The organism is Polaribacter pectinis, assembly GCF_014352875.1.
GTDB classification, from domain to species: domain Bacteria; phylum Bacteroidota; class Bacteroidia; order Flavobacteriales; family Flavobacteriaceae; genus Polaribacter; species Polaribacter pectinis.
On sequence record NZ_CP060695.1, the window covers coordinates 508,776 to 530,498 of the forward strand.

Annotated in this window: 19 protein-coding genes; 5 read left to right on the top strand and 14 right to left on the bottom strand. The window is 29.2% G+C overall.

All coding sequences use genetic code 11. From position 1 onward, the window contains the following. Nucleotides 1-70: 70 nt before the first annotated feature. The 4 genes from H9W90_RS02420 to H9W90_RS02435 are packed head-to-tail and all read left to right on the top strand — an operon-like array spanning nt 71 to nt 5,514. Nucleotides 71-2,326 carry an ATP-binding protein gene (locus tag H9W90_RS02420; protein WP_187482880.1) on the top strand — a complete coding sequence of 752 codons (2,256 nt, stop codon included), beginning with the start codon at nt 71-73 and terminating at the stop codon, nt 2,324-2,326. Beyond that, nucleotides 2,326-3,309: a response regulator gene (locus H9W90_RS02425; protein ID WP_187482881.1), complete on the top strand. Its 984-nt coding sequence runs from the start codon at nt 2,326-2,328 to the stop codon at nt 3,307-3,309. The genes H9W90_RS02420 and H9W90_RS02425 overlap by 1 nt, the downstream gene beginning before the upstream one ends. Then, complete coding sequence (locus H9W90_RS02430; RefSeq protein ID WP_187482882.1) at nt 3,306-3,986, top strand: hypothetical protein; 681 nt, start codon at nt 3,306-3,308, stop codon at nt 3,984-3,986. Before H9W90_RS02425 ends, H9W90_RS02430 begins: the two co-directional genes overlap by 4 nt. Beyond that, nucleotides 3,976-5,514: an N-6 DNA methylase gene (locus H9W90_RS02435; RefSeq protein WP_187482883.1), complete on the top strand. Its 1,539-nt coding sequence runs from the start codon at nt 3,976-3,978 to the stop codon at nt 5,512-5,514. The genes H9W90_RS02430 and H9W90_RS02435 overlap by 11 nt, the downstream gene beginning before the upstream one ends. Nucleotides 5,515-5,890: 376 nt before the next feature. Here the strand turns inward: H9W90_RS02435 and H9W90_RS02440 are convergent, their stop codons facing one another. From H9W90_RS02440 to H9W90_RS02490, 11 genes are all read right to left on the bottom strand, one after another. After that, complete coding sequence (locus H9W90_RS02440) at nt 5,891-6,154, bottom strand: hypothetical protein (RefSeq protein ID WP_187482884.1); 264 nt, start codon at nt 6,152-6,154, stop codon at nt 5,891-5,893. A 250-nt stretch (nt 6,155-6,404) separates the two neighbouring features. Beyond that, nucleotides 6,405-7,946 (bottom strand): hypothetical protein, encoded by a 1,542-nt coding sequence (locus tag H9W90_RS02445; protein WP_187482885.1) that lies wholly within the window; start codon nt 7,944-7,946, stop codon nt 6,405-6,407. A 2-nt stretch (nt 7,947-7,948) separates the two neighbouring features. After that, nucleotides 7,949-10,240, bottom strand: a complete 2,292-nt coding sequence (locus H9W90_RS02450) for an FdhF/YdeP family oxidoreductase (RefSeq protein WP_187482886.1) — start codon at nt 10,238-10,240, stop codon at nt 7,949-7,951. A gap of 1 nt (nt 10,241) precedes the next feature. Next, nucleotides 10,242-11,039 (bottom strand): formate dehydrogenase accessory sulfurtransferase FdhD, encoded by a 798-nt coding sequence (gene fdhD / locus H9W90_RS02455; protein ID WP_187482887.1) that lies wholly within the window; start codon nt 11,037-11,039, stop codon nt 10,242-10,244. A gap of 202 nt (nt 11,040-11,241) precedes the next feature. Continuing rightward, nucleotides 11,242-12,417, bottom strand: coding sequence for a class I SAM-dependent methyltransferase (locus H9W90_RS02460; protein WP_187482888.1), 1,176 nt, complete (start codon nt 12,415-12,417; stop codon nt 11,242-11,244). 5 nt (nt 12,418-12,422) lie between these two features. Then, on the bottom strand, nt 12,423-13,505 hold the full coding sequence (locus H9W90_RS02465; protein ID WP_187482889.1) for an AI-2E family transporter: 1,083 nt from the start codon (nt 13,503-13,505) through the stop codon (nt 12,423-12,425). Further along, nucleotides 13,506-14,783 carry a hypothetical protein gene (locus H9W90_RS02470; protein WP_187482890.1) on the bottom strand — a complete coding sequence of 426 codons (1,278 nt, stop codon included), beginning with the start codon at nt 14,781-14,783 and terminating at the stop codon, nt 13,506-13,508. Between the two features lie 48 nt (nt 14,784-14,831). Continuing rightward, entirely contained in the window at nt 14,832-15,491 is a 660-nt protein-coding gene (locus H9W90_RS02475; protein ID WP_187482891.1) for a pyridoxamine 5'-phosphate oxidase family protein, read from the bottom strand. A gap of 2 nt (nt 15,492-15,493) precedes the next feature. Then, entirely contained in the window at nt 15,494-16,009 is a 516-nt protein-coding gene (locus H9W90_RS02480; protein WP_187482892.1) for a GNAT family N-acetyltransferase, read from the bottom strand. A 3-nt stretch (nt 16,010-16,012) separates the two neighbouring features. Beyond that, nucleotides 16,013-16,303: a DUF1272 domain-containing protein gene (locus tag H9W90_RS02485; RefSeq protein ID WP_187482893.1), complete on the bottom strand. Its 291-nt coding sequence runs from the start codon at nt 16,301-16,303 to the stop codon at nt 16,013-16,015. Next, nucleotides 16,297-16,821: a DinB family protein gene (locus tag H9W90_RS02490; protein ID WP_187482894.1), complete on the bottom strand. Its 525-nt coding sequence runs from the start codon at nt 16,819-16,821 to the stop codon at nt 16,297-16,299. The genes H9W90_RS02485 and H9W90_RS02490 overlap by 7 nt, the downstream gene beginning before the upstream one ends. An 84-nt stretch (nt 16,822-16,905) precedes the next feature. On the opposite strand from H9W90_RS02490, the gene pdxR reads away from it, so the two are divergent. Then, nucleotides 16,906-18,384, top strand: coding sequence for a MocR-like pyridoxine biosynthesis transcription factor PdxR (gene pdxR / locus H9W90_RS02495; protein WP_187482895.1), 1,479 nt, complete (start codon nt 16,906-16,908; stop codon nt 18,382-18,384). A gap of 126 nt (nt 18,385-18,510) precedes the next feature. Here pdxR and H9W90_RS02500 read toward each other — a convergent pair whose 3' ends face one another. From H9W90_RS02500 to ggt, 3 genes are all read right to left on the bottom strand, one after another. Continuing rightward, nucleotides 18,511-19,383, bottom strand: coding sequence for an RluA family pseudouridine synthase (locus H9W90_RS02500; RefSeq protein WP_187482896.1), 873 nt, complete (start codon nt 19,381-19,383; stop codon nt 18,511-18,513). Next, the gene (locus tag H9W90_RS02505) at nt 19,383-19,808 is read right to left on the bottom strand and encodes a VOC family protein (RefSeq protein ID WP_187482897.1); all 426 of its coding nucleotides are present in this window, start codon (nt 19,806-19,808) and stop codon (nt 19,383-19,385) included. The genes H9W90_RS02500 and H9W90_RS02505 overlap by 1 nt, the downstream gene beginning before the upstream one ends. Nucleotides 19,809-19,984: 176 nt before the next feature. Next, on the bottom strand, nt 19,985-21,685 hold the full coding sequence (gene ggt / locus H9W90_RS02510) for a gamma-glutamyltransferase (protein WP_187482898.1): 1,701 nt from the start codon (nt 21,683-21,685) through the stop codon (nt 19,985-19,987). Nucleotides 21,686-21,723: the final 38 nt, after the last annotated feature.

The following is a 21,723-nucleotide window of genomic DNA, read 5'->3' on the forward strand; positions in this document are numbered from 1 at the left end:
CTTTAAAAATCTTTCCAAAATAATTTTATTATTCCTACTTTGTCAAATTAATAAATGATAGTTTTAGAAAGTGAAGCAAATATTAAAATTTACTGTTGATAGCGCATTACTCAAAGAGTTAGGCGAGAAGTTGGTGGAAACTGTACATTTAGCATTATCTGAATTAGTAAAGAATTCATATGATGCTGATGCTACGGAAGTTGAAATTATTTTTGAAAGTGATTCTGAAGGAAATGACTTGATTAAGATTGTTGATAACGGTGTGGGAATGAACTTTGAGGCAGTAAAAAATTACTGGATGAGGATTGCCACAACTAACAAGCGAGAGTCTAATCAGTCTAAAGTATATGGGAGATACCTCACAGGAGCTAAAGGTGTTGGGAGATTTTCCTGTAGAAGATTAGGACAAAAACTAACTTTAATAACAAATGGTACATCATCTGGAAATAAGTTGGGATTACAGAAAGAAATTCAAAGAACAGAAGTTGTTTTCCCTTGGACTGAATTTGAGTCAGGTTCTGATGTTACTACAATAGAATGCGTTGGAGAAGAGACAATCATAAAAGAAGGTTATACGGGAACAACTTTAATAATTGAAGGAATTTCTGACGAATGGAATCATAGAGGTTTTAATTGGTTAAAAAGGCAATTAGCTGTTTTAACTGCAAATAGAGGTGTTCATAGAGATGGTTTTAAAGAAGATAAGGGGTTTTTAATAATGTTAACAGCACCGGATTTCAACGAAGATATCATTGATTTAAGAGAGGATTTGTTAAATGCTGGTTGGGGTACGTTAACAGCATTTATAAATAAAAATAATCAAGCAGTTTGCGAGCTAAACGCTTTAGGTATAGGAAAACGTAAAATTGTATCTGATTTTAAATTCAAAAGTTTAAGAGATATTTCTCTGAAATTAGGTATAATGCTAGTTGAAAGAGCGGAGATGAGAGACGTGAGTATTCTTTCAAAACAAAATTTAGTTCCTTTAGTAAGAGATTGGGGTGGGGTACAAATAAAGTACAGAAATTTTAGAGTTGCTGATTACGGTGATGTAGATTGGTTGGATTTAGATAAAGATAGAGCAAGAAGATTAGCTTCTCCAAAAGATCAATTATTAGATTTTGCAGATGCTTTAAAAGGTGTGGAAGCTGATAGGTCATTACTGAATATGCTTTCAATGAAAAACTATATTGGTGATGTAAAAATTGGAGAGAGGGCAACGGGATTTGAAATGAAAGCTAGTAGAGAGGGGTTTGTCGAATCTGAGGCTACACTAGAACTAAAAAAATTTGTGCGTTTTGCTATTGATTGGTCTACAATCTTGAGAGATTATCATAAGAGACAAGAGTCTTTAAAAGTAGCATTCAGAGCTAGAGAAGAATTCGAGAATTTTGTAGCTGAAGATATTTCAAAAAATAGAATTGTTGATTCCGCATTAGGTTATATTGGTAAACAAATTAATACGGTTGCAGATAAATTAGAGCCAGAAGAAAGGAAACAACTTGAAGAGGTCTATTTTAAAGCAACTGAAGCAATTAAAAGCCATAATGATTCTATAAATTATGAATTAGCACATTTAAGGCTAATAGCTTCAACATCTACTTTGTTGCTTGTGTTTTCACATGAAGTAAAATCTTTATTGGGTTTGTTGGCACAAAATAAAACAGCAATATTGAATGTCGCTAAAAAACTAAATGATTCAAGTAAAAAGGAATTAGTAAGTATTTCAAATGATTTTTCAGATTTAAACGATCGTTTAGAAGAGTTATTAGAAATGACTTCTTTAGTAAGTAGTAACAAGAAAAAATATAAAAGGGGAAGAGTAGCATTAAAACCTAAAATAATAAAAATCGAAAAAGTATTAGGACTAATATTAGGAAAGTATGAAATTAAGATTAATTATGACAGTATTAAACCTAATATTATTTTTAAAAACATACTTGAAGCTGAAGTTTACTCTATTTTTCTAAATATTATTTCTAACTCTATAAAATCGATAATAGCAAAAGGAGGCAAGAAGAGGGAGATAGAAATTAATGCATCTGTAGAGGATGGGTTTGTTAAAATTAATATATTGGATTCAGGAATTGGACTTTCAGAAGATAAGTTTGAAGAGGTGTTTATTCCATTTATAGCAGATCCTGAAGGGAAATTATATGAAAATTTAGAGAATAAAATTAACCCTGGAGACAATATGATTATTGGTTCGGGATCAGGTTTAGGGTTAGGTATTGTAAAAGAAATTGTTATTAATAATGAAGGCTTCGTAAAGTTTATAAAACCAAGAAATGGTTGGTCTTCAGAAATAGAAATGTATTTAAAATAATGAAGTTTATTTGGATTGACGATGAGAGCAAAAGGAAGAAAAGTTCCGATAATTTAAGAACATCTTTAAGATTTGAAGGTGAAAAAGAAGTAACTATAGATTTTATTGATGTCTTTAAAAAAGACATTGATAATATTCTTTTAGAGGTGCTAAAAGGAGACGAGCCAGATTTAGTGATTTTAGATCATGGGCTTACAAATGCTGAAACAAACACATTAAAAAAAGGGTCCACAGTTAGTGTTTTTTTAAGAGAAACTTGGAGGAATTGTCCTGTGATTTGTGTAACATCATCTGATATTGAAGAGTTAGATTCAAGAATTAAATCAACATATGATTTAATAATACCTGATAACCATATAGATGATAATTTAGGAAATATTATTAGTATCGTTAGAGGGTTTAGTTCACTAAAATCAAACCCTCCAGAAAACACAAACGATTTAGTGAAATTCTTTAATGTTCCTAAAGATTTAGAACAAGATTTTCTTAAAATACTTCCTCATAATATTAAAACTGACTTTTCAATCTCTGGTTATGTATCCGAACTCTATCAATGGTGTAGAGATGTGTTCTTTATTAGACCTGGTTTTTTATATGATAGGATATGGTCATCAACTTTTTTAGGACTTAATGAGCAAGGATTTGATTCAGTAGAACCAAAATTTGAAAAGGCAATATATAATGGAGTTTTTTTTAATTCTGATATAAAGTTATGGTGGAAAGATTTATTATTAGAGATTGTTAATGATTATGTTGATGATGTAGGTTTCCCTTGGGAGTTGGGTGCTCAGTTAGTTGAATCTAAAGAAGAATTAATATCTAAATGCTCAATTACAGGAGAAAGATTTCCAGAAACTGTAGCTGCGGAAGATGAAACTGAATCATCAAATTGGAAACCAATGAAGTTAAGAGAAACCATTCCTCATTCTAAATATGATAATATTTTATTTTTTGAAGAACTAAGAGTTATGAACGGCTTATGATAAAAATAAACAGTTCTCATCCGAAATTTACTGATTTTATCTCTAAAGAAATTAAAACAATATCTTTTTTAGGTTCTTATTCCTCTTTTAAAAACTGTTTAAAAGAATTATCAGATCAAGCTAAATTTTTGTCATATCAATTTCCCAAGAGCACAAAACTTCAACAAAAAATAAAAAATTTAAATTTTAGTTTTGAGTTTAATTTACGTTTAGAAAAAAAAAAGTGTACAGTTGTTATAGAAAGCTTAATTCAAAAAAACTATGAACAATGTACATATTCAGTTTTTATTAAAGATTTAGATAATAATTTAATTAGAAAATATCATTTTGATTATGCACCATTTGAAAAAATGAAACCGTTATATCATTTTCAGTATTGTGGAGAAGAAACACCTAAAATTTCTGAACATAAAATTGATTTAGAACCTTTTCATCCATGGATGTCTTTACCAAGAGTAGTAAATTACCCTATAAATTTAGCATTAATTTTAGATATGATTTTAAGTGAAACCATAGATGAACAGGTTAAGAAAGGAATTGAAAAAGATGGATGGAGGAATTTTATGGTTGAAAATGAAAAGTTTTTATTAAAAGAATATTTCAAGAATACAGCAGGATATTTTCAAAACGGACATACATCTAAAAGAACATTCAGGGAATACTGTTATGGAGAATAACAAAGATTTTAAAAAAAATAATGGAATATATTATACTCCTGACAAATTAGCTGATTACCTTATTAATGATTTAAATATTGAAAACAATAACTCAATTTTAGATCCTTCTTATGGGGAAGGAGCACTTTTATTGGCTGTTGAAAGATTAGCACAAGCAAAGAAAATATCAAATTTAAATTTATTTGGTTGTGATTTACACCCTATAAATGGTTTGTTATTACATTTACCAGAGGTAAATTTAATTGAGGTAAATTTTTTTGATTACAATGTAAATAACAAATTTGATTTTATTATTTCTAACCCTCCCTATATACGTCGTCAGAATCAAGATAAAAAAGAGATTGATGTTGTATTGACTAGATTTAAAGAAATGAATCTATTAGGCAAGAATGCTGATATGTGGGCATATTTCATTATAAAATCTATGCTGCATTTAAATAAAGGTGGAAGTTTTTGTGCTATAATTCCTTGGGCTTTTATTCAGGCTGATTATGCTCAAAAGTTAAGAATCCTACTATATGATAAATTTGAAACAATTAAAGTTATAGCTTTAAATAAGCCATATTTTGAATCTATAGATGAAAGAGTAGTTTTGTTCTGGGGCTACAATTTTGGGGAAAAGAATACAGAGATTTTATTTTCTTACTTAAAGGATTTAAAATCGAAGCCTAACTTTAAAAAAATTGATAATCAAGTTTGGTCTTCTAATAAAATAGTTTTAACAAAAAAAAATGAAGTAAAAAAAAATCAAGAAATATTAATAAAAAAGTTTGGATTTCAAAAGATAGAAGATTTTGTAGAAATTAGGATAGGTGTTGTTACAGGAGCTAATGAGTACTTTATAAGAACTTATGAAGAATTAATAAGTTATGGGTTTACAAAAAAAGATCTTATGCCGATATTAACTAAAGCTAAAGAGATTCCTGATTACATAAATAATAAGTTGGGAAAGTTAAAATTTTTAGTTAAAATTAATGAAGATTATAAAAACCAATTTTCAAATTTTATTGAAGAGGGTATAGGTAAAGAATTTAATAAAAGGGTTCATTGTAAAAATAGAAATATATGGTACTCAATTAATACTGCTAAAGTTCCAGATGCTTTTTTTCCATATAGAGTTGGAAAAATACCATATTTGTTTTTCAATAATCACCAAATTCAAAGCACTAATTCAATTCATAGAATTTATTACAAAAGAAAGTTAAATAAAACAGAAGAAAAATGGATACAGGTTAGTATGTTATCTATTTATGGTCAAATTTCTATTGAAATGAACGCAAAAACATATGGTAAGGGAATGTTAAAAATGGAGCCAGGTCCTTTAAAAAATGCTTTAGTGAAAATTTCAAATGATAAGTCAATAGTTAAAACATTTAATCAAATAAGAAAATTATTAATTGATCAAAGAAAAGACGAAGTTGTTTTATTAGCAACAAGTTTTTTAAATGAAAAATTAATAATACCAAAAGAAATACATATTAAAAGTATAAAGTTATATGAGGATATTAGAAAATCTAGAGAAAAATAATAATAAAATTTAATATATATGGCACACTTTTAGGTATACAAAAAATAATAGAGTAGAGGTAAATACTATGAACATTGATAAAACTAAATAAGGTTCGAATCCTTCAGGGCTCACTTAAAGCTTCACAGAAATGTGAGGCTTTTTTGTTTTTATAGGTTTTGTTGATTTTTTTATTATTTATTGAAATTCAATAATATTTACCTGTATAAAAATAAAAGTATTTTTTTATTGAAATTGGCGACATTTTTGACAAAAATTCTTCTTGTAAAATGAAATATGATTGCACAAAAAAAAGAGTAACCTAAATTAGATTACTCTTTTAAGATATAATGTATGGATATATATTATATCATTATAAACATACTTGTGGGAGTAGTTATTTTTTTACAATAGAAGAAAATACTTTTAGAGTATCTCTCTTGATAATTTTTTGATTGTCTAATGTTACTTTAATAACATGTTCTGGATTGGAAACTTGAAACACATAACTGTACTGTCTAAATGATGTTATGTGATAATTTGGAAATTCTTTTTCAACAGTTTCTTTATTAGACTCATAATGTTCTAATTCTGTTTTTAATGGTTGGCAACTAATTAATAGTCCCCCTACAAATGTGAAAGCTAATAATGCTTTTTTCATAATAAAATATTTAAAAAAATGAATAAAAAACTATTATTATAGAAACAGAGACTAACTTTGTAGAGGAGTTAAGTTTTCAGCCTTTCAGTTACTATTAAAATAATAGTACATAAAAATACTTATAAAGTTAGGGAGCTTTAATTTTTACAAATAAATAACGGATAGAAAATCTATCGTTATGAACTTTTATAAATTTTATTCGAGGGTATGTTAATAAAGAGGGATATTAACTTTGCAAATGTACAAATTTTTATTTTAATTTTAAAAAGGATATATTATATTTTATCCCAAAATTAATAAATGGGCTGCTTAAGCTACCGCCTTTAGCTTTTACATAGCCAAATGAGCTTCTAAAGTCTAATGTGTTATTTAATTGATAATTAAAGCCTATACTTGGTTTTACAATTAAACCTTCACCAGTACTAATATCTCCTCCACCTGCTGCTCCTCCTAAAACTTGAGTAAAAAGTGAAGTAGAATCATTAAAAATAGGATTAGTTTTAACGCCCAAACCAACTATTCCTTCTGCATAAGCACCAGCGTTTCCAAAATTAGCAAAAGAAGTTTGTCCAGCAACAAAGACATTTTTATTTAATTTTAAATTAATTTGCATAGAAATTTGATGTAAATTTTCAGTTGGATTAGAATCTCTTTTTGCATTAAAATATAAATCGTGCTTTACTATTACATCTAGGCCTTTAAATTTTCCTTGAGTATAAGTATCTTTTTCAGAAATTATTCCATTTCTTTCTATGTAATATTTAAGGCCAAACCCTAAAGTTGAAGTGTAGAAGTATGAATCTGGTGACATTACAAAGCCTTTATTAATTGATAAATAAATATCATTAAATAGTTTTTGCTCTATAGAAATATCTGGGTAAATTAAAAAACCACCTTTGGTGTCTACACCACCACCACCACCAGCACCAATTCCTAGTTTAGCTAGAATATTTGTTCTGTTTTTATTCAAAGATAAATGATATCCTCCTCCTAAAAAAACATCCATATAACCAGCTTTAATACCATCATAAGCACCATCTACTTTAAAGAATGTAAACCAATTGTTATTTATGTATGAAGTCAATTCAAAACCAGCTAACTTAATTGTTTCTCCATTATATTTATTTCCATTTGTGTCTTTAGTATCGCCTTTAATAGAAAGATTGTTTAAATGAAGCATTACAGAGTTTCTGCTTGAATTTTTATTCCAATCAGATATTTTTAAATCACTTATATTATATTCTTTTTCTGAAGATTCATAACTTGCATATTCAAAATCTAAAGGAATTTCTAAAGCAATATTTAATTGATGACCTTTAATATTTCCGTCATCAAAAAAGTTGACATAACTCCAACCAGAATTTATTGAGAAATTTTCAAATTGATACCCCAAATTTAGATGAGGTAAAATAAAGGCACCTCCACCATCTGGCGCACTAGCACCACCACCACCACCAAAATGAAATCCAGCATCAACATAAAATTTATTAGAAAAATATTTTTTTATACCTGCGTTAATACCTAAAGTAAAAAAACCACCTTTATTTCCTGAAACTGCACCGTAAATACCTAGACCAGCGTAAGCCCAGTCGTTTAACATTAAATTATAATGAATACCTGTAAAACCCATGTTTGGGTCATCTACACCTAAAGGATTAACAGGTAAATCAAGTGATTGAAAATCGATTTTAGCAAATCCTTTTTGTTCCTTTTTTTTAGGAATATTTTCTGATTGAGAGAAAATAAATTGACTTAATAAAACAATTGAAAATATTGAGAAATACTTTTTCATTTTTATCTTTTTTTAATGGTAATGATTACTGTTTTAGAAGCTGGAGTATTGCTTATATCTGCCTTACTTTTAATGGACACTAAAACATTAGCTTCAGGGAAATAGGTAGCTGTACATTGTTTTGGAATATTATAAGGAATTGCTAAAAATCCTCTGGCTTCTCTTTTATCATTGTTGAAATAACTCGTTAAATCTACTAAATCTAATTTTTTTAGACCTAAAGAATTCATATCTTCTTTATTCATAAAAATAACTCTTCTTTCATTTAAAACGCCTCTGTATCTATCATTTAAGCCATAAATAGTAGTGTTGTATTGGTCGTGCGTTCGAATTGTCATCATCATAAACTGGTTTTCTTCCAACTTAATTTCTGAAGGTTTATTAGCGCTAAAATTAGCTTTTCCTGTAGAGGTAGGAGTGAAGTTATTATCTCTGGCATTGTTTGGTAAATAAAACCCGCCTTTAATTCTAACACGATTATTAAAATTCTCGAAACCAGGAATTGTCGCTTCAATTTTATCACGAATTAAATCGTAATTATCTGTAAGTTTCGTCCAATTTACTGTAGAGTTTTTTAAAGTTGCATTAGCTACTCCTGCAACAATTTTTGGTTCACTTAATAATTTGTCTGAATGTGGTTCTAAATGTCCATGAGATTGATGAACAACTCCCATTGAATTTTCTACAGTTACAAACTGTTCACCTGAAGATTGAAAGTCTTTTTCAGAACGACCCAAACAAGGTAAGATTAACGCTTTTTTTCCATGAATTAAATGACTTCTATTCAGTTTTGTGGATATATGAACCGTTAAATTACAATTGCGTAAAGCATCTGCAGTAAATTCTGTATCTGGTGTTGCAGAAACAAAATTACCACCCATTCCAACAAATACTTTTGCTTTCTTTTTGTGCATTGCCTCAATAGAATCTACAACATCAAAACCATGTTTTCTTGGAGATTTAAAATTGAATTCCTTGTCTAATTTATCTAAAAAAGAATCTGGAGATTTCTCCCAAATTCCCATGGTTCTATCTCCTTGTACGTTAGAATGTCCACGAACAGGACAGGTTCCTGCACCTTTTTTCCCAATACTTCCTTTCAGTAATAAAATATTTACAACTTCTCTAATGTTATCGACCGAATTTTTATGTTGTGTTAAACCCATTGCCCAACAAATAATAATCTTTTCATTGTTGATGATAAGTTCGGTTGCTTTTTCTATTTCTTCAAATTCAATACCTGTTTGTGGAAGTAACTCTTCTATTGAATAATTATCTAAATCATTCAACATTTCGTCAATTCCAGCTGTTTTTTCTTTTATAAAATCATGATTGAAAATAGCACCAGGATTTTCAATTTCCTTTTGCGTCATTAATTTTAAAATGATTTTTAACAGCGCTACATCTCCGTTAATTTTTACTTGTAAAAATAAGTCAGTTAAATCTTGCCCAGAACCAATCCATTTTAAAGGATTTTGCGGATCTTTATAATTTAGTAAACCAACTTCTGGAAGTGGATTTATAGTAATAATTTTTCCGCCATTATTTTTGGTTTCACCTAATGCAGTTAACATTCTTGGATGATTTGTTCCTGGATTTTGCCCCATAACAATCACTAAATCTGCGTGATTAAAATCATCTAAAGTTACAGATCCTTTTCCTATTCCTAAAGTTTCTGAAAGTGCAGCACCACTAGATTCATGACACATATTAGAGCAATCTGGTAAATTATTTGTACCAAATTGTCTAACAAAAAGTTGATATAAAAAGGCAGCTTCATTACTTGTTCTTCCTGATGTATAAAAAATAGCTTCATCAGGTGAATCTAAATAATTTAATTCTTCACCAATTAAATTAAAAGCATCTTCCCAAGAAATTTCTTCATAATTATCTTTTCCTTCAGGCAAATACATTGGTTGGGTAATTCTTCCACTTTTACCAATTTCGTAATCGGATAATTTTGCCAATTCTTGTACAGAATGTGTAGCAAAAAATAAAGGTGAGACTTTGTTTTTTGTAGCTTCTTCTGCAACAGCTTTCGCTCCATTTTCACAATATTCTGCTAAAAAAGCACGCTTTGCATCTGGATCTGGCCAAGCACAACCTGGGCAATCAAAACCATCTTTTTGATTTAAGTTTTTAAGTAAACCAATCCCTTTTATGAGTCCAACTTCTGAAGTAATATGATTTAGAGAAGACTTAATAGCTTTAAAACCAACAGCAGAATCTGGAATTTCTTTTAATTGAATTCCAGTTAATTTTTCTGGTGGTTGTGCATTTGATTTTTCAGACATATTAATTCAATTTTATATAACTTGGGTTTGCATAAATGGTCATTTTACCTTCTCGAGTAAAACCAATTAAACAAATTCCGAATTCTTTTGCAAAATCTACAGCTAAGGAAGAGCAAGCTGAAACTGCAACAATTATAGGTATTTTAGCAATAAATGCTTTGGATACAATTTCGTAAGAAACACGACCACTTACAAGTAAATAATTGGCGTTTTTTAAACTATTTTTTAACAATAAATCTCCTACTGTTTTATCGACTGCATTGTGTCTTCCTATATCTTCTTTAATGGTTAAAAGTTCGTTTTTTTTATTGAAAACTGCAGCTGCATGACTTCCTCCAGATTCTTTAAAAGTATCTTGAAAAGTATTCATTTCAACATACATTTTATGAATAATTTCAGATGAAAAAGTAGCTTTATTAATTAACTTTTCTCCTTCAACTTCTATGTCTTTTAACTCCTGTTTTCCACAAATACCACAAGAAGAAACAGAAAGTAAAGTTCTTTTGTTTAAATATCCTTTTCCTAACTTTTCTTTGGGAATTAGTACGTTAATTATAGTAGGAATTCCATTTTCTGTTTTATCAATTTGTATATCGAAATTGATAGAATTTTTATAAATATCTTCAGCAAAAAGCAAACCTCTAATCAGTTCTAAATCATTATCAGGAGTTCTCATAACAACAGTATATGCCTCATTATTAATGTTAATTTGAAGTGGTGCTTCTACCACCAAAACATCATTAATTGTTGCTTGTTTTTTATGAGTGATTTTTATTCCCTGATAAACTAAAGTTTGCATAAACGAGAAAGTTAAGCTTTCTATACAAACTTACTGAAAAAGTAGTTGTGTAAAAAAACAAAAGTCTCGAAAATTAATCCGAGACTTTTTTTAAGTGTTTTATACCCCTAATAATAAAACACTTAATCTATTACAAATATAATTATATTAACAGTATAAAATTCATTTTAGTATATATAATTTATTAACAATAAGTTAAAGCTTAAATTTTTGAACCTAAAACAACAATTAAATGATTTTCTGAATTAGTTGTAAAAAATAAATAAGCATTTCCACCATCTTTAATTTTGGTTTCTTTTCTAATTAGAGCAACTGTTTTTGGAAAATTTCTAGTAGTAATATTTGCTTTTTTTTCTGATAAAAGTTTACTTATTTTCTTTTTGTCGTAAGAAATTACATTTTCGATTTTAAAAATTCTACCTGGGAAATCGACTACTTTTTCTGATGTATATAAATGCGAATGTTGCTGTAGTTTGAATACATTTAACTGATTTGTTATTTGATGAAATCCGCCAGATTTTAATATAGCTGAATTTGGTTCATACAAATAGGAGAGAGGTTCTGAATAATTAGAAAACACTTCTTCTTTATAATTAAAATTAAACGTTTCTATTTCCTCTTTTTTTATATTTATTGTTTTAATTTCAATTGTATTTTTATAATTTTTTTCTAATAAAAACAAGACTTCTTTTACCTCATTTTTAAGTGCGATAATATGAATTTCTTTTACAAATTTCAACTCATTAATAGCACTTGTAATATCTAAAATGGGTGAGTTTTTAAGAAGAATTTGATTGGTTTTAGTAAATAAAAAATCAATATTTTCAGGTACGTTGGGTAGACAATCTTTTAGTAAGAAAACTTTTCCTTTAATATCATTTCTTCTTGATGGATCTATGTAAATACAATCGAAAGTTTCTGTAGAATTTTTTAAAAACTGTAATCCATCACCTGAAAAATTGACAATATTTTTTATGTTTAATTGTTGATAATTATGTTTTACAATTTCAGATAATTCTTCATTTATTTCACAATGAAAAACGTTTTTAAAATGCTTCGAAAAATAGAAACAATCTACTCCAAAACCACCAGTAATATCTATAATTGAATCTCCAGAAATAATTTCTGATTTGTATTTTGCAGTAATTTCTGACGAAGTTTGCTCGATACTAATTTTCTCTGGATAATAAATATTTTCAGTGGAAAACCAAGTTGGTAACTTGGTAAATGATTTTTGTTTTGCCAAAATCTGATTCGCAATTTCTTGAACAGAAACTCCTTCAAAAGGACTTCCTTTAAAAATCAATTTTGTGATATCTGATTTTAAATTTTCAGATATAAATTGCTGAACTTCAGTGTTTAGAGTTTTATTATTCAAAAAAACTAAATGTTTTTAGTTAACGATTTTACAATTTTATTTTCAGATAAAAACTCCTTCAAAATCACTTTTAAAGCAGTATATAATGGAACTGCTGTTATCATACCCACAATACCAAAAAGTAAACCACCAATAATTATAATCAAGAAAATTTCTAATGGATGAGATTTTGTAGTTTTTGAAAAAATAACAGGCTGACTCACAAAATTGTCGATAATTTGAGCAATAAAGTAACCAATCATCACATAAATTGTAGTTGGTAAAATTTCATTTTGAAAATCTAAACCAATATTACTTGTCATCGATAAAATAAACATAATTACTGCTCCAATCATTGGTCCAACATACGGAATCAAGTTTAATAAAGCACATAAAAAAGCAATTACAACTGCATTGTCAATTCCGAATATCAGTAAAATAATTGTGTATAAAACGAACAAAATTGTAATCTGTAATATCAACCCAATAAAATATCTTGATAATAAATCGTTAATGGTTTCTAATGATTTTGAGAATCTTCCTTCAGTTTTATTCGGAATAATTGTCATCACTCCATTTTTTAATAATCTGCTATCTTTCATAAAGAAAAAAGAGATGAATAATACTGAAAATAAACCAACACTTAAAGAGCCTAATGTGCCTAAAACAGAGTTTAATAAGTTAGGAATTTCTTTAAATTGAGAAGTAAAGTCAATACTTTTTAATTCACCTAAAACATCAATTCCTTTAGAAGAAAAATACGCAGTTATTTGATTAAAAATATTCTGAATATTTGCTTGTAATTCATCACTTTGTAATAGCGATAAACTTTTTCCTTGTTCTGTAATAAGTGGAATAAATAAAATGATTATTCCTGTTATAATTCCCAAGAAAAGTACCATTGTAGTTACAACAGCTAAAGTATTTGGGAATTTTAATTTTCTTCTTAAAAGTAAAATAATTGGTCTTGCAATTAATGAGATTACACTTGCAATAATTATATAAACGATTACAGATTGAATGGTATATAAGAAATACCCTAATAGAAAAATTCCTAATAGAATCCCTAAAGCTCTTAAAATTCCGTTTGATAAAGTTTTTGCCGTCATTTAATTATATCCTTTTACTTCTCCCATACTTAACTTTCCTCCATTACCAAATGTATGATTTGTAGGTAATAATGTTCCGCTTTCTGTGGTAATCCAATCTTCCCAAGTTGCTGGTGTACCATTCATTCTTCCGTTTTTTAAATACATTTTGTAACTTTTAGGAACAAAATTTTCATCTAAAATCCATAAATAAGAATCTCCAGGAGTTGTGCCACCAGTTGTGTATTTAATTAATAAAGCATCTTTACCATCTTCTTTTTGAATGGTTCTAATAATACCGTTTTCGAATAATTTATGAGGAGCAACCAACCAAAAAGTATCATTATTAAAAATATCCCAAGCTTTTTTTACAATTGTTGAATCTGCAGTTTCTTGTAATTTTTCATTGAAGAAAACAGAACTTTTTTCTTTATTTTGAGGATGTAAATTCACACGAATAGAATCCCAAGAAACATCTGCAATGTGTTTTTCTTTGTCCCATTTAAAACTTCTTCTTCCACCAAAACTCCATTCTAAATAACGTGTGTTTTTATAATTTTCGTGTTTTATAGCTTTTAAAATTTTGTTAGCCAATTCGTTCGCTTTAGGATTGTAGGCTTTTACATTTCCAATTTCCATTTCCAAACCAAATAAAGAAAGTGCGTGTTTTGTTGGTAATCTTATTCCAAATTCTGTGGTTTTTAAATCATTCCAAGTTGCAGAAATTCCGCCAATAGGAATAATTCCTACCCACATTTTATAAGAAATTGGTACATAATTATCGTCTAAAATCCATAAATAGGAATCTCCAGGGGTAGAACCTCCAGAATTATAGGTAATTAAAAGCGCATCTTTTCCTTCGTAATTTACAATTCTTCTTTCTGTACCAGCATCAAAAATTTTATAAGGTGCCACTAACCAAAAAGAATCATTGTTAAAAAAACCGGTCGCTTTTTTAATTAAATCAGGATTATTGGTTTCTTCTTCATTTACTAAAACTTTAGATTGTTCAGGAGATTTTGTATTCAAAATTACTTTATTATCATCCCAAGAAACGTGTACAATATTTTCTTGTTTTAGCCATTTGTAATGATGTTCGTTTCTAAAACTCCATTCTATAACTTCTGTGTTTTCAAAAGCATCGTTATTTATCGCATTAAACATTTTAATAGCTAAAGCATCTGCCTCTTTTCCTTGTTTTCCTTCAGGAAATTCTTCATTTTTTGCAAAATAAAAAATTGTTCCAGCAACAATTAATAATAAAATAATGACTCCTAAAAACTTAAAAAATTGCTTCATTTATAAAATTTAAAATAAAGAAGCTAATTTATTACATTTTAAAGGAATTTATTTGTTTTGCTCGTAATAATCTAAAATGTGTTTCGGAATTTCCATTTTTTCTGGCTCACCTTTATCTGCAATAGGATATTCTGCAACTTGTTTTATTGGTACAATTCCTGCCCAAATTGGTAACTCATAATCTTCTGGTTCATCAGCAACACCAACATCTCTAACTTTTGCAGAAGCAGTTTCAATAGTAAACTCCACAACTAAAGTTCTGTCTAATTCTTTCTTATACATTGGTCTTAAAGAATCCCAATGATTTGGCACCATTTGATTGACAATCCATTTTAAAATTTCTGTTTTTTCGTCATCACTTTCAACCTTTTTTAAGCTTCCAAAAAGTGTTGCAGATCTGTAATTTACAGAGTGGTGTAAACCAGAACGTGCTAAAACCAATCCGTCTAAATGCATTACTGTTATTGAGGTTTCTTCACTCTCTAATATTGATAATAACATTCTATTTGCGGTAGAACCATGAATGTAAATTTTATCTTCTCTTCTGGCGTAAGCCATAGGAATTGTAATCGGTTTTCCCTCATAGATATAACCAACATAGCATAAAAAACCAGCATCTAAAATGGTGTTTATTTTTTCAACATCGTAAGTGGCTCTATTTGCGCCTCTTTTTACGCGGTTTAATTTCGATTTTTCGTATTCACTCATCACTATAATTTTTTACTAAATATTAAATTTTCATAATTTGTTTTTCCCACAAAAAAATCGATGCTTCCAACTTGTTGAAAACCATATTTTTGATAAAATTTAATTCCTTTTGTGTTTTTATAATAGGCTGTTAGCCAAATGCTTTCAAATTTCAAATCGATAGCAGTTTTTAAGATGATTTCTTGAAGTTGAGAACCAATTTTATGACCGATAAAATCATTCAAAATATATAATCTTTGCAGTTTACAAGATTTACTTTTATCAAGTTTAGAAAAATTTTCATTCAAAGAAAGTTTTGCAAAACCTATTGGTAATTCATCTTTGATAACAATCCAAAAGATATTTTCTGCATCATTTAATTCTTCTCTTATTTTAGAAACTGAATAATTAGTATCGTAAAATTTCAATAAGTCTTCTTTTTCTTCGATATAATCTCCATGCGATTCTGTATAGGTAATTCGTCCTAATAAAGAAATATGAGTAGCATCAGATACTTTTGCTTTTCTAATTTCTATCATAATTTATCTTTCTGAAGGATGAATTTCTTTGAATCGATTGCTCTTTTTTTTCGCTTCTTCTAAATCTTTTGGTTTAAAAACGCTCTTTTTAGAAGCTGGATATTTCCCTTTATATTTTGATGGACGAATTGGACGTTCCACAAAATTGCCTGTACAAGTTGGGCAAACATTTTCGAAAACTTCTAAAGCACAGGTTTTACAATACGTGCATTCGAAAGAACAAATCATTGCTTCTGTTGATGTGTTTGGTAAATTTTTGTTGCAGTGTTCGCAATTTGGTCTAATTTCTAACATTGTAAATATCTTTCTTTAATAACTTCTATATGCCAAATACTGTGTCCTAAAAGGATAAAAGCACAAGCTCTTGCAGAAATTGTTGAACCACTTGCTTTTCCTAAATTCTTTAAATTTTCATCAGAAATACTATTTATTAAATTGATGGAATACAAGCGTGTTATTGTAAACTCGTGTATTAATTCTTCCAAAGATTTTTGGTTTGCTTCAGAAGGATCAACATAGTCATCTTGCTCATAACCAGCCAAAGCAGTTGTATCTTTTCTTGCAATTCGCAATAAACGATACATAAAAATGCGTTCAGTATCTACAATATGTTGTAGCATTTCTTTAATTGTCCATTTTTCAGGCTGATAACGATATTCTAATTTCTCTTTTGGGATTGATGTAAAGAAATCAATAACCATTTTTTTATCTTCTTCAAACCCAGAAATTAATGCGGTTTCGTTTGAAACTTTATGAATATACCTTGAGAAATATTCGTTGTATTCTTTTGGTTGTAAATCTTTTTTTATCATAACTCTGTTGTTTGTTAGTTCAAAAATAATATATTTATGGACTGTTATAATCGTCCAGAATTAAAATAAATAATAGTCCAGATTATGTTTCCAAATAAAACGATTTTAAAAATAGAAAGAAAAAGCAAACAAGCATTGTATTTGCAATTATCAAACACATTTATAGAGCTGATTAAAAGCAGAAAATTATTACCGGAAACAAAATTACCAAGTAGCAGAGCTTTAGCTGAAAATTTAAATGTACACAGAAAAACTGTGGTAGCTTGCTATGAAGAGTTATTATTACAAGGTTGGGTAGAAAGTATAGCCAAAAAAGGAACTTTTGTAAATGCCAATTTACCAGAATTAAATGTACAAGATTTTAAGTTTGATAATCAGGGAAAAGAAACAAATACAACTGGTTTTAGTTTTTATAAAAATGAAGAATTGGCAAGAAAATCTCCTAAAATGAAGGATGGTTTTATGTATTTGAATGATGGGATTTCTGATGCAAGATTAACACCAACAGAAGACATTGCAAGAATTTACAGAAGAATTTGTAGCAGAAAACACATTTATAAAGAAATGTCTTATGGTTCTTTATTCGGAAATGAAAAGTTGCGTAAAACATTGGCAAACTACTTGAATAAAACACGAGGTTTATCTGTTTCTTATGAAAATATTTTAATAACCAGAGGAAGTCAAATGGGAATATATTTGTCTTCTAAATTATTGTTGAAAAAGGATGACTTCATTGTAATTGGTGAAACAAATTATTCATCAGCTGACTCCACATTTTTACAAAGTGAAGCAAATTTAGCAAGAGTTTCTGTGGATGAAAATGGTTTAAATATTCAAGAAATTGAAGAAATTTGTAAAAAGAAATCCATAAAAGCTGTTTATGTTACTTCTCATCATCATCACCCAACAACTGTAACTTTGTCGGCAGAAAGAAGAATTCACTTATTGAATTTAGCAAAAAAATACAGTTTTGCAATTATTGAAGATGATTACGATTACGATTTTAATTATAATCATTCGCCAATTTTACCTTTGGCAAGTCACGATGCAAATGGAAACGTAATTTATATTGGTTCTGTTTGTAAAACAGTAGCACCAGTTTTTAGAGTTGGTTATTTAATTGCGTCAAAAGAGTTTGTAAATGAAGCTTCAAATCAACGTAGGTTTATTGACAGACAAGGAGATGCATTGTTAGAATTAACGTTTGAAGAGTTTATAAAAAATGGCGATCTAGACAGACATATTAAAAAAGTAATGAAGGTTTATAAAACGAGAAGAGATTTGTTTTGCAGGCTTTTAGACGATAAATTCAAAGATGTTTTCACTTTTGAAATTCCAAAAGGAGGAATGGCAGTTTGGGTTACTTTAAACAAAAAGTATTCTTGGAAAACGATTGCTGAAATCACTCAAAAACACAAATTAGAAATAGGAGAATGGCAACGTTATGACGCTTCAAATTTTGGGCACAATTCCATAAGAATGGGTTTTGCTACTTATAACGAAGAAGAAATTTATGAGTTGATGAATCGATTTTCGAAAATTATTGATGATGTTAAAGTTTAGTGAGTTTGTCATTCCTGCGTAGGCAGGAATCTAAACTATATCCAACAAGAAAGCTTTAAATAGATTAAAAATTAATGAAGTATTAAAAACTGATTGCTGTTTTGGTTACTCTGTATGGATTCCTGCCTACGCAGGAATGACATGTGGAAAAATCTTTGTAAACTTCTTTGGCAATTCTTTAGAAATTAAAATTTTCTTTTTTGTGAAAGGGTGCACAAATTCTAATGTTGAAGCATGTAAATACAACCCTTTTCCATTTAAAACTTTTCCTTCTAAATAATGTTCTTTATCTCCCAAAATAGGGTTTACAATAGATAATAAATGTTTTCTTAATTGATGTTTTCTTCCTGTTTTTGGGTTTAATTTTACCAAGTTTAAAAACTCAAAACGTTCCGATTTTACGGTTTGTAAAACAGTGTATTTTGTAATTGATTCTTTTTCGTCAATTGGAGAGTTTATAATTCCTCCAGAATTCATTTTGCCAATTGTAATTGCAAAATAGGTTTTACTAATTTCTTTATTTTTAAACAAAATTCCTAATTCGAGAATTGATGAACTTGTTTTTCCTATTAATAATAATCCGCTTGTTGGGTAATCTAATCTGTGAATTGGTTGTGGTTTTACAGCATCTTGCTGATTGCTTTTTTGTAAGTTTTGCGCCAATCCGTTTGCAATGGTTACAAACTTATTTCCACTAACTAATATTCCTGCAGGTTTGTAAATAATTGCTAAAAAATCGTCTTCAAATAAAACTTCAATATCTAATTTTAGTCTTTCGAAACTGGAAGATTTCTCTGATTCGAACAATTCTATTTTTTCTCCTCCAGAAATAAATTTAGAAGTGGTTGCTAAAACTCCATCAATAAAAACAAGTTCTTTTTTGATGGCTTTTTTAATGGCAGATTTTGTTGGAATTGTTTTAAAAATTCCAACACCATATTCTTGAAAACGAATAGGTTTCTCTAATTTTTTGGCAATATGAGTTTCTGATAATTTCATTACTTAGCAAACAATTGCCCAATATCTTTAAAGGCTTTAAATTCTAACGCATTATTTTCTGGATCCATGAAAAACATAGTCGCTTGTTCACCCACTTTTCCTTTGAAGCGAATGCAAGGTTCTATTTCGAATTTTGTGTTAGCTTCTTTTAATCTGTCTGCTAAAGAATTCCAATCTTCCCAGGTTAAAACAACGCCAAAATGCGGAACAGGAACATTATGTCCGTCAACCGAATTTGAAATTCTTTGCGGTTTAAAGTCTTCTTTTACGTGAATTACCAATTGATGTCCGAAGAAATTAAAATCTACCCAATCTTCTGTTGAACGACCTTCTTCGCAGTTTAAAATGTCTCTGTAAAAAGTTCTACATTTTTCTAAATCTTGGACAGGAATTGCAAGGTGGAATGGTTGTACGTTTGTTTTCACAAGTTTAAAATTTTATATTCAAAGTTAAGAAAATTTATTAGTCTTAATTTCCGTTTGAGTTTTGTTTTGAGTGAGCGCGTTAGGGATTGAAGTGGAAATCCTTTTGCCTTTTTTAAGTTAAAAGATTGTAGCGAAAAGCCCGCTCGAACGCCCAAAAAAATAAACCGAATAATTTTCTAAAATCCAACTGCAGAATCGTCTCCACGTTTGTCTGCGCCAGCTTCTAATTTTCCGTTTGGTAAAACCAAAATAGCATCGACTCTACCAATAATTAAAGAATTTTTCTCCAAAATTTCATACCCCAAAGTTTCGAGTTTGCTTTTCGTTTGCGCGTTAAATCCATTTGGTTCCATTCGAATAACGTCTGGCAACCATTGGTGATGAAACCTCGGTTTGTCTACAGATTCTTGCATTCCCATATTAAATTCGGTAACATTTAGGATGTTTTGCAACACAGAAGTGATAATTGTGGAGCCTCCAGGAGTTCCTAAAACCATTTTCAATTTTCCATTTTGCTCAACAATAGTAGGCGTCATAGAACTTAACATTCGTTTTTCTGGAGCAATTGCATTGGCTTTAGAACCGACCAAACCATACACATTTGGCACACCAGGTTTGCTGGAAAAATCGTCCATTTCGTTGTTTAAAATGAAACCTGCTCCTTTTACAACTACTTTAGAACCATAACCAGTATTTAGAGTTGTGGTCACAGAAACTGCGTTTCCAAATTGATCTACAATGGAATAATGCGTGGTTTCATCGCTTTCGTAACCTAAAATTTTTCCGTGAGAAATTTCTGATGAAGGTGTTGCTTTGTCCCAAGAAAAAGAACTCATTCTTTTGTTGATGTAATTTTGGTCTGTTAAACTATCAATTGGGACTTTTACAAAATCGATATCGCCCAAATAATTGGCTCTATCTGCATAAGATCTTCTTTCTGCTTCTGTTAATAATTGAACGTATTTTGTAGAGTTATGTTCTAGTTTTGAAACATCAAATGGTTCTATAGATTTTAAAATTTGTGCCAAACAAATGCCTCCACTTGAAGGTAAAGTCATGGTGTTTATTGTGTAATTTTTATAGTTGAAAGAAATTGGTTTGCGCCAAATTGCTTGGTATTTTTCTAAATCTTCGTGGGTGATAATTCCACCTAATTCTGTAACGTAGTTTACCAATAAATCTGCGGTTTTGCCTTTGTAGAATCCGTCTTTACCAAAATCTCGAATGCGCTCTAAAGTTTGTGCTAATTCTTCTTGTTTTAAAACGTCTCCTTCTTGCCAATCTTCATTAAAAACACTTTTATAATTGTTGACTTTATTGAATCTCTCTTTCGCATTTTCTAAATCGCTTTGTTGGTTTTTGGTAATTGTTATTCCGTTTCTTGCTAAATTAATTGCAGGCTGAATTAAATCTTTAAAAGGTAAACTTCCGAATTTTTCGTGAACCTCAAACAATCCAGCAACAGAACCTGGAATGCCAACTGCATGTGCGCCTAAAACACTTTTATTTTCAATTACGTTTCCTAGTGAATCTAAATACATGTCTTTATGGGCAGTAATTGGTGCTTTTTCTCTAAAGTCTAAAGCGCCTTTTGTGCCATCATTATTTCTGTAAATCATAAAACCACCACCACCAATATTTCCTGCAACAGGATATACAACAGCCAAAGCTAAATGTGTTGCAACCATTGCGTCATAGGCATTTCCACCTTTTTGTAAAATATCTGAACCAATTTTAGATGCTTCCATTCTTGCAGAAACAACCATTGCTTTTTCTGTTATTTTACCGATAATTTTCTCTTTCTTTTCTGATGTTTTACACGAAATTATTAATAAAGAAAGGAATAGGAATGTTATAAAGATGTTTTTTGTTTTCATTTTTTGATGGTTTTTAATTCCAATTGTCATTTCGACTT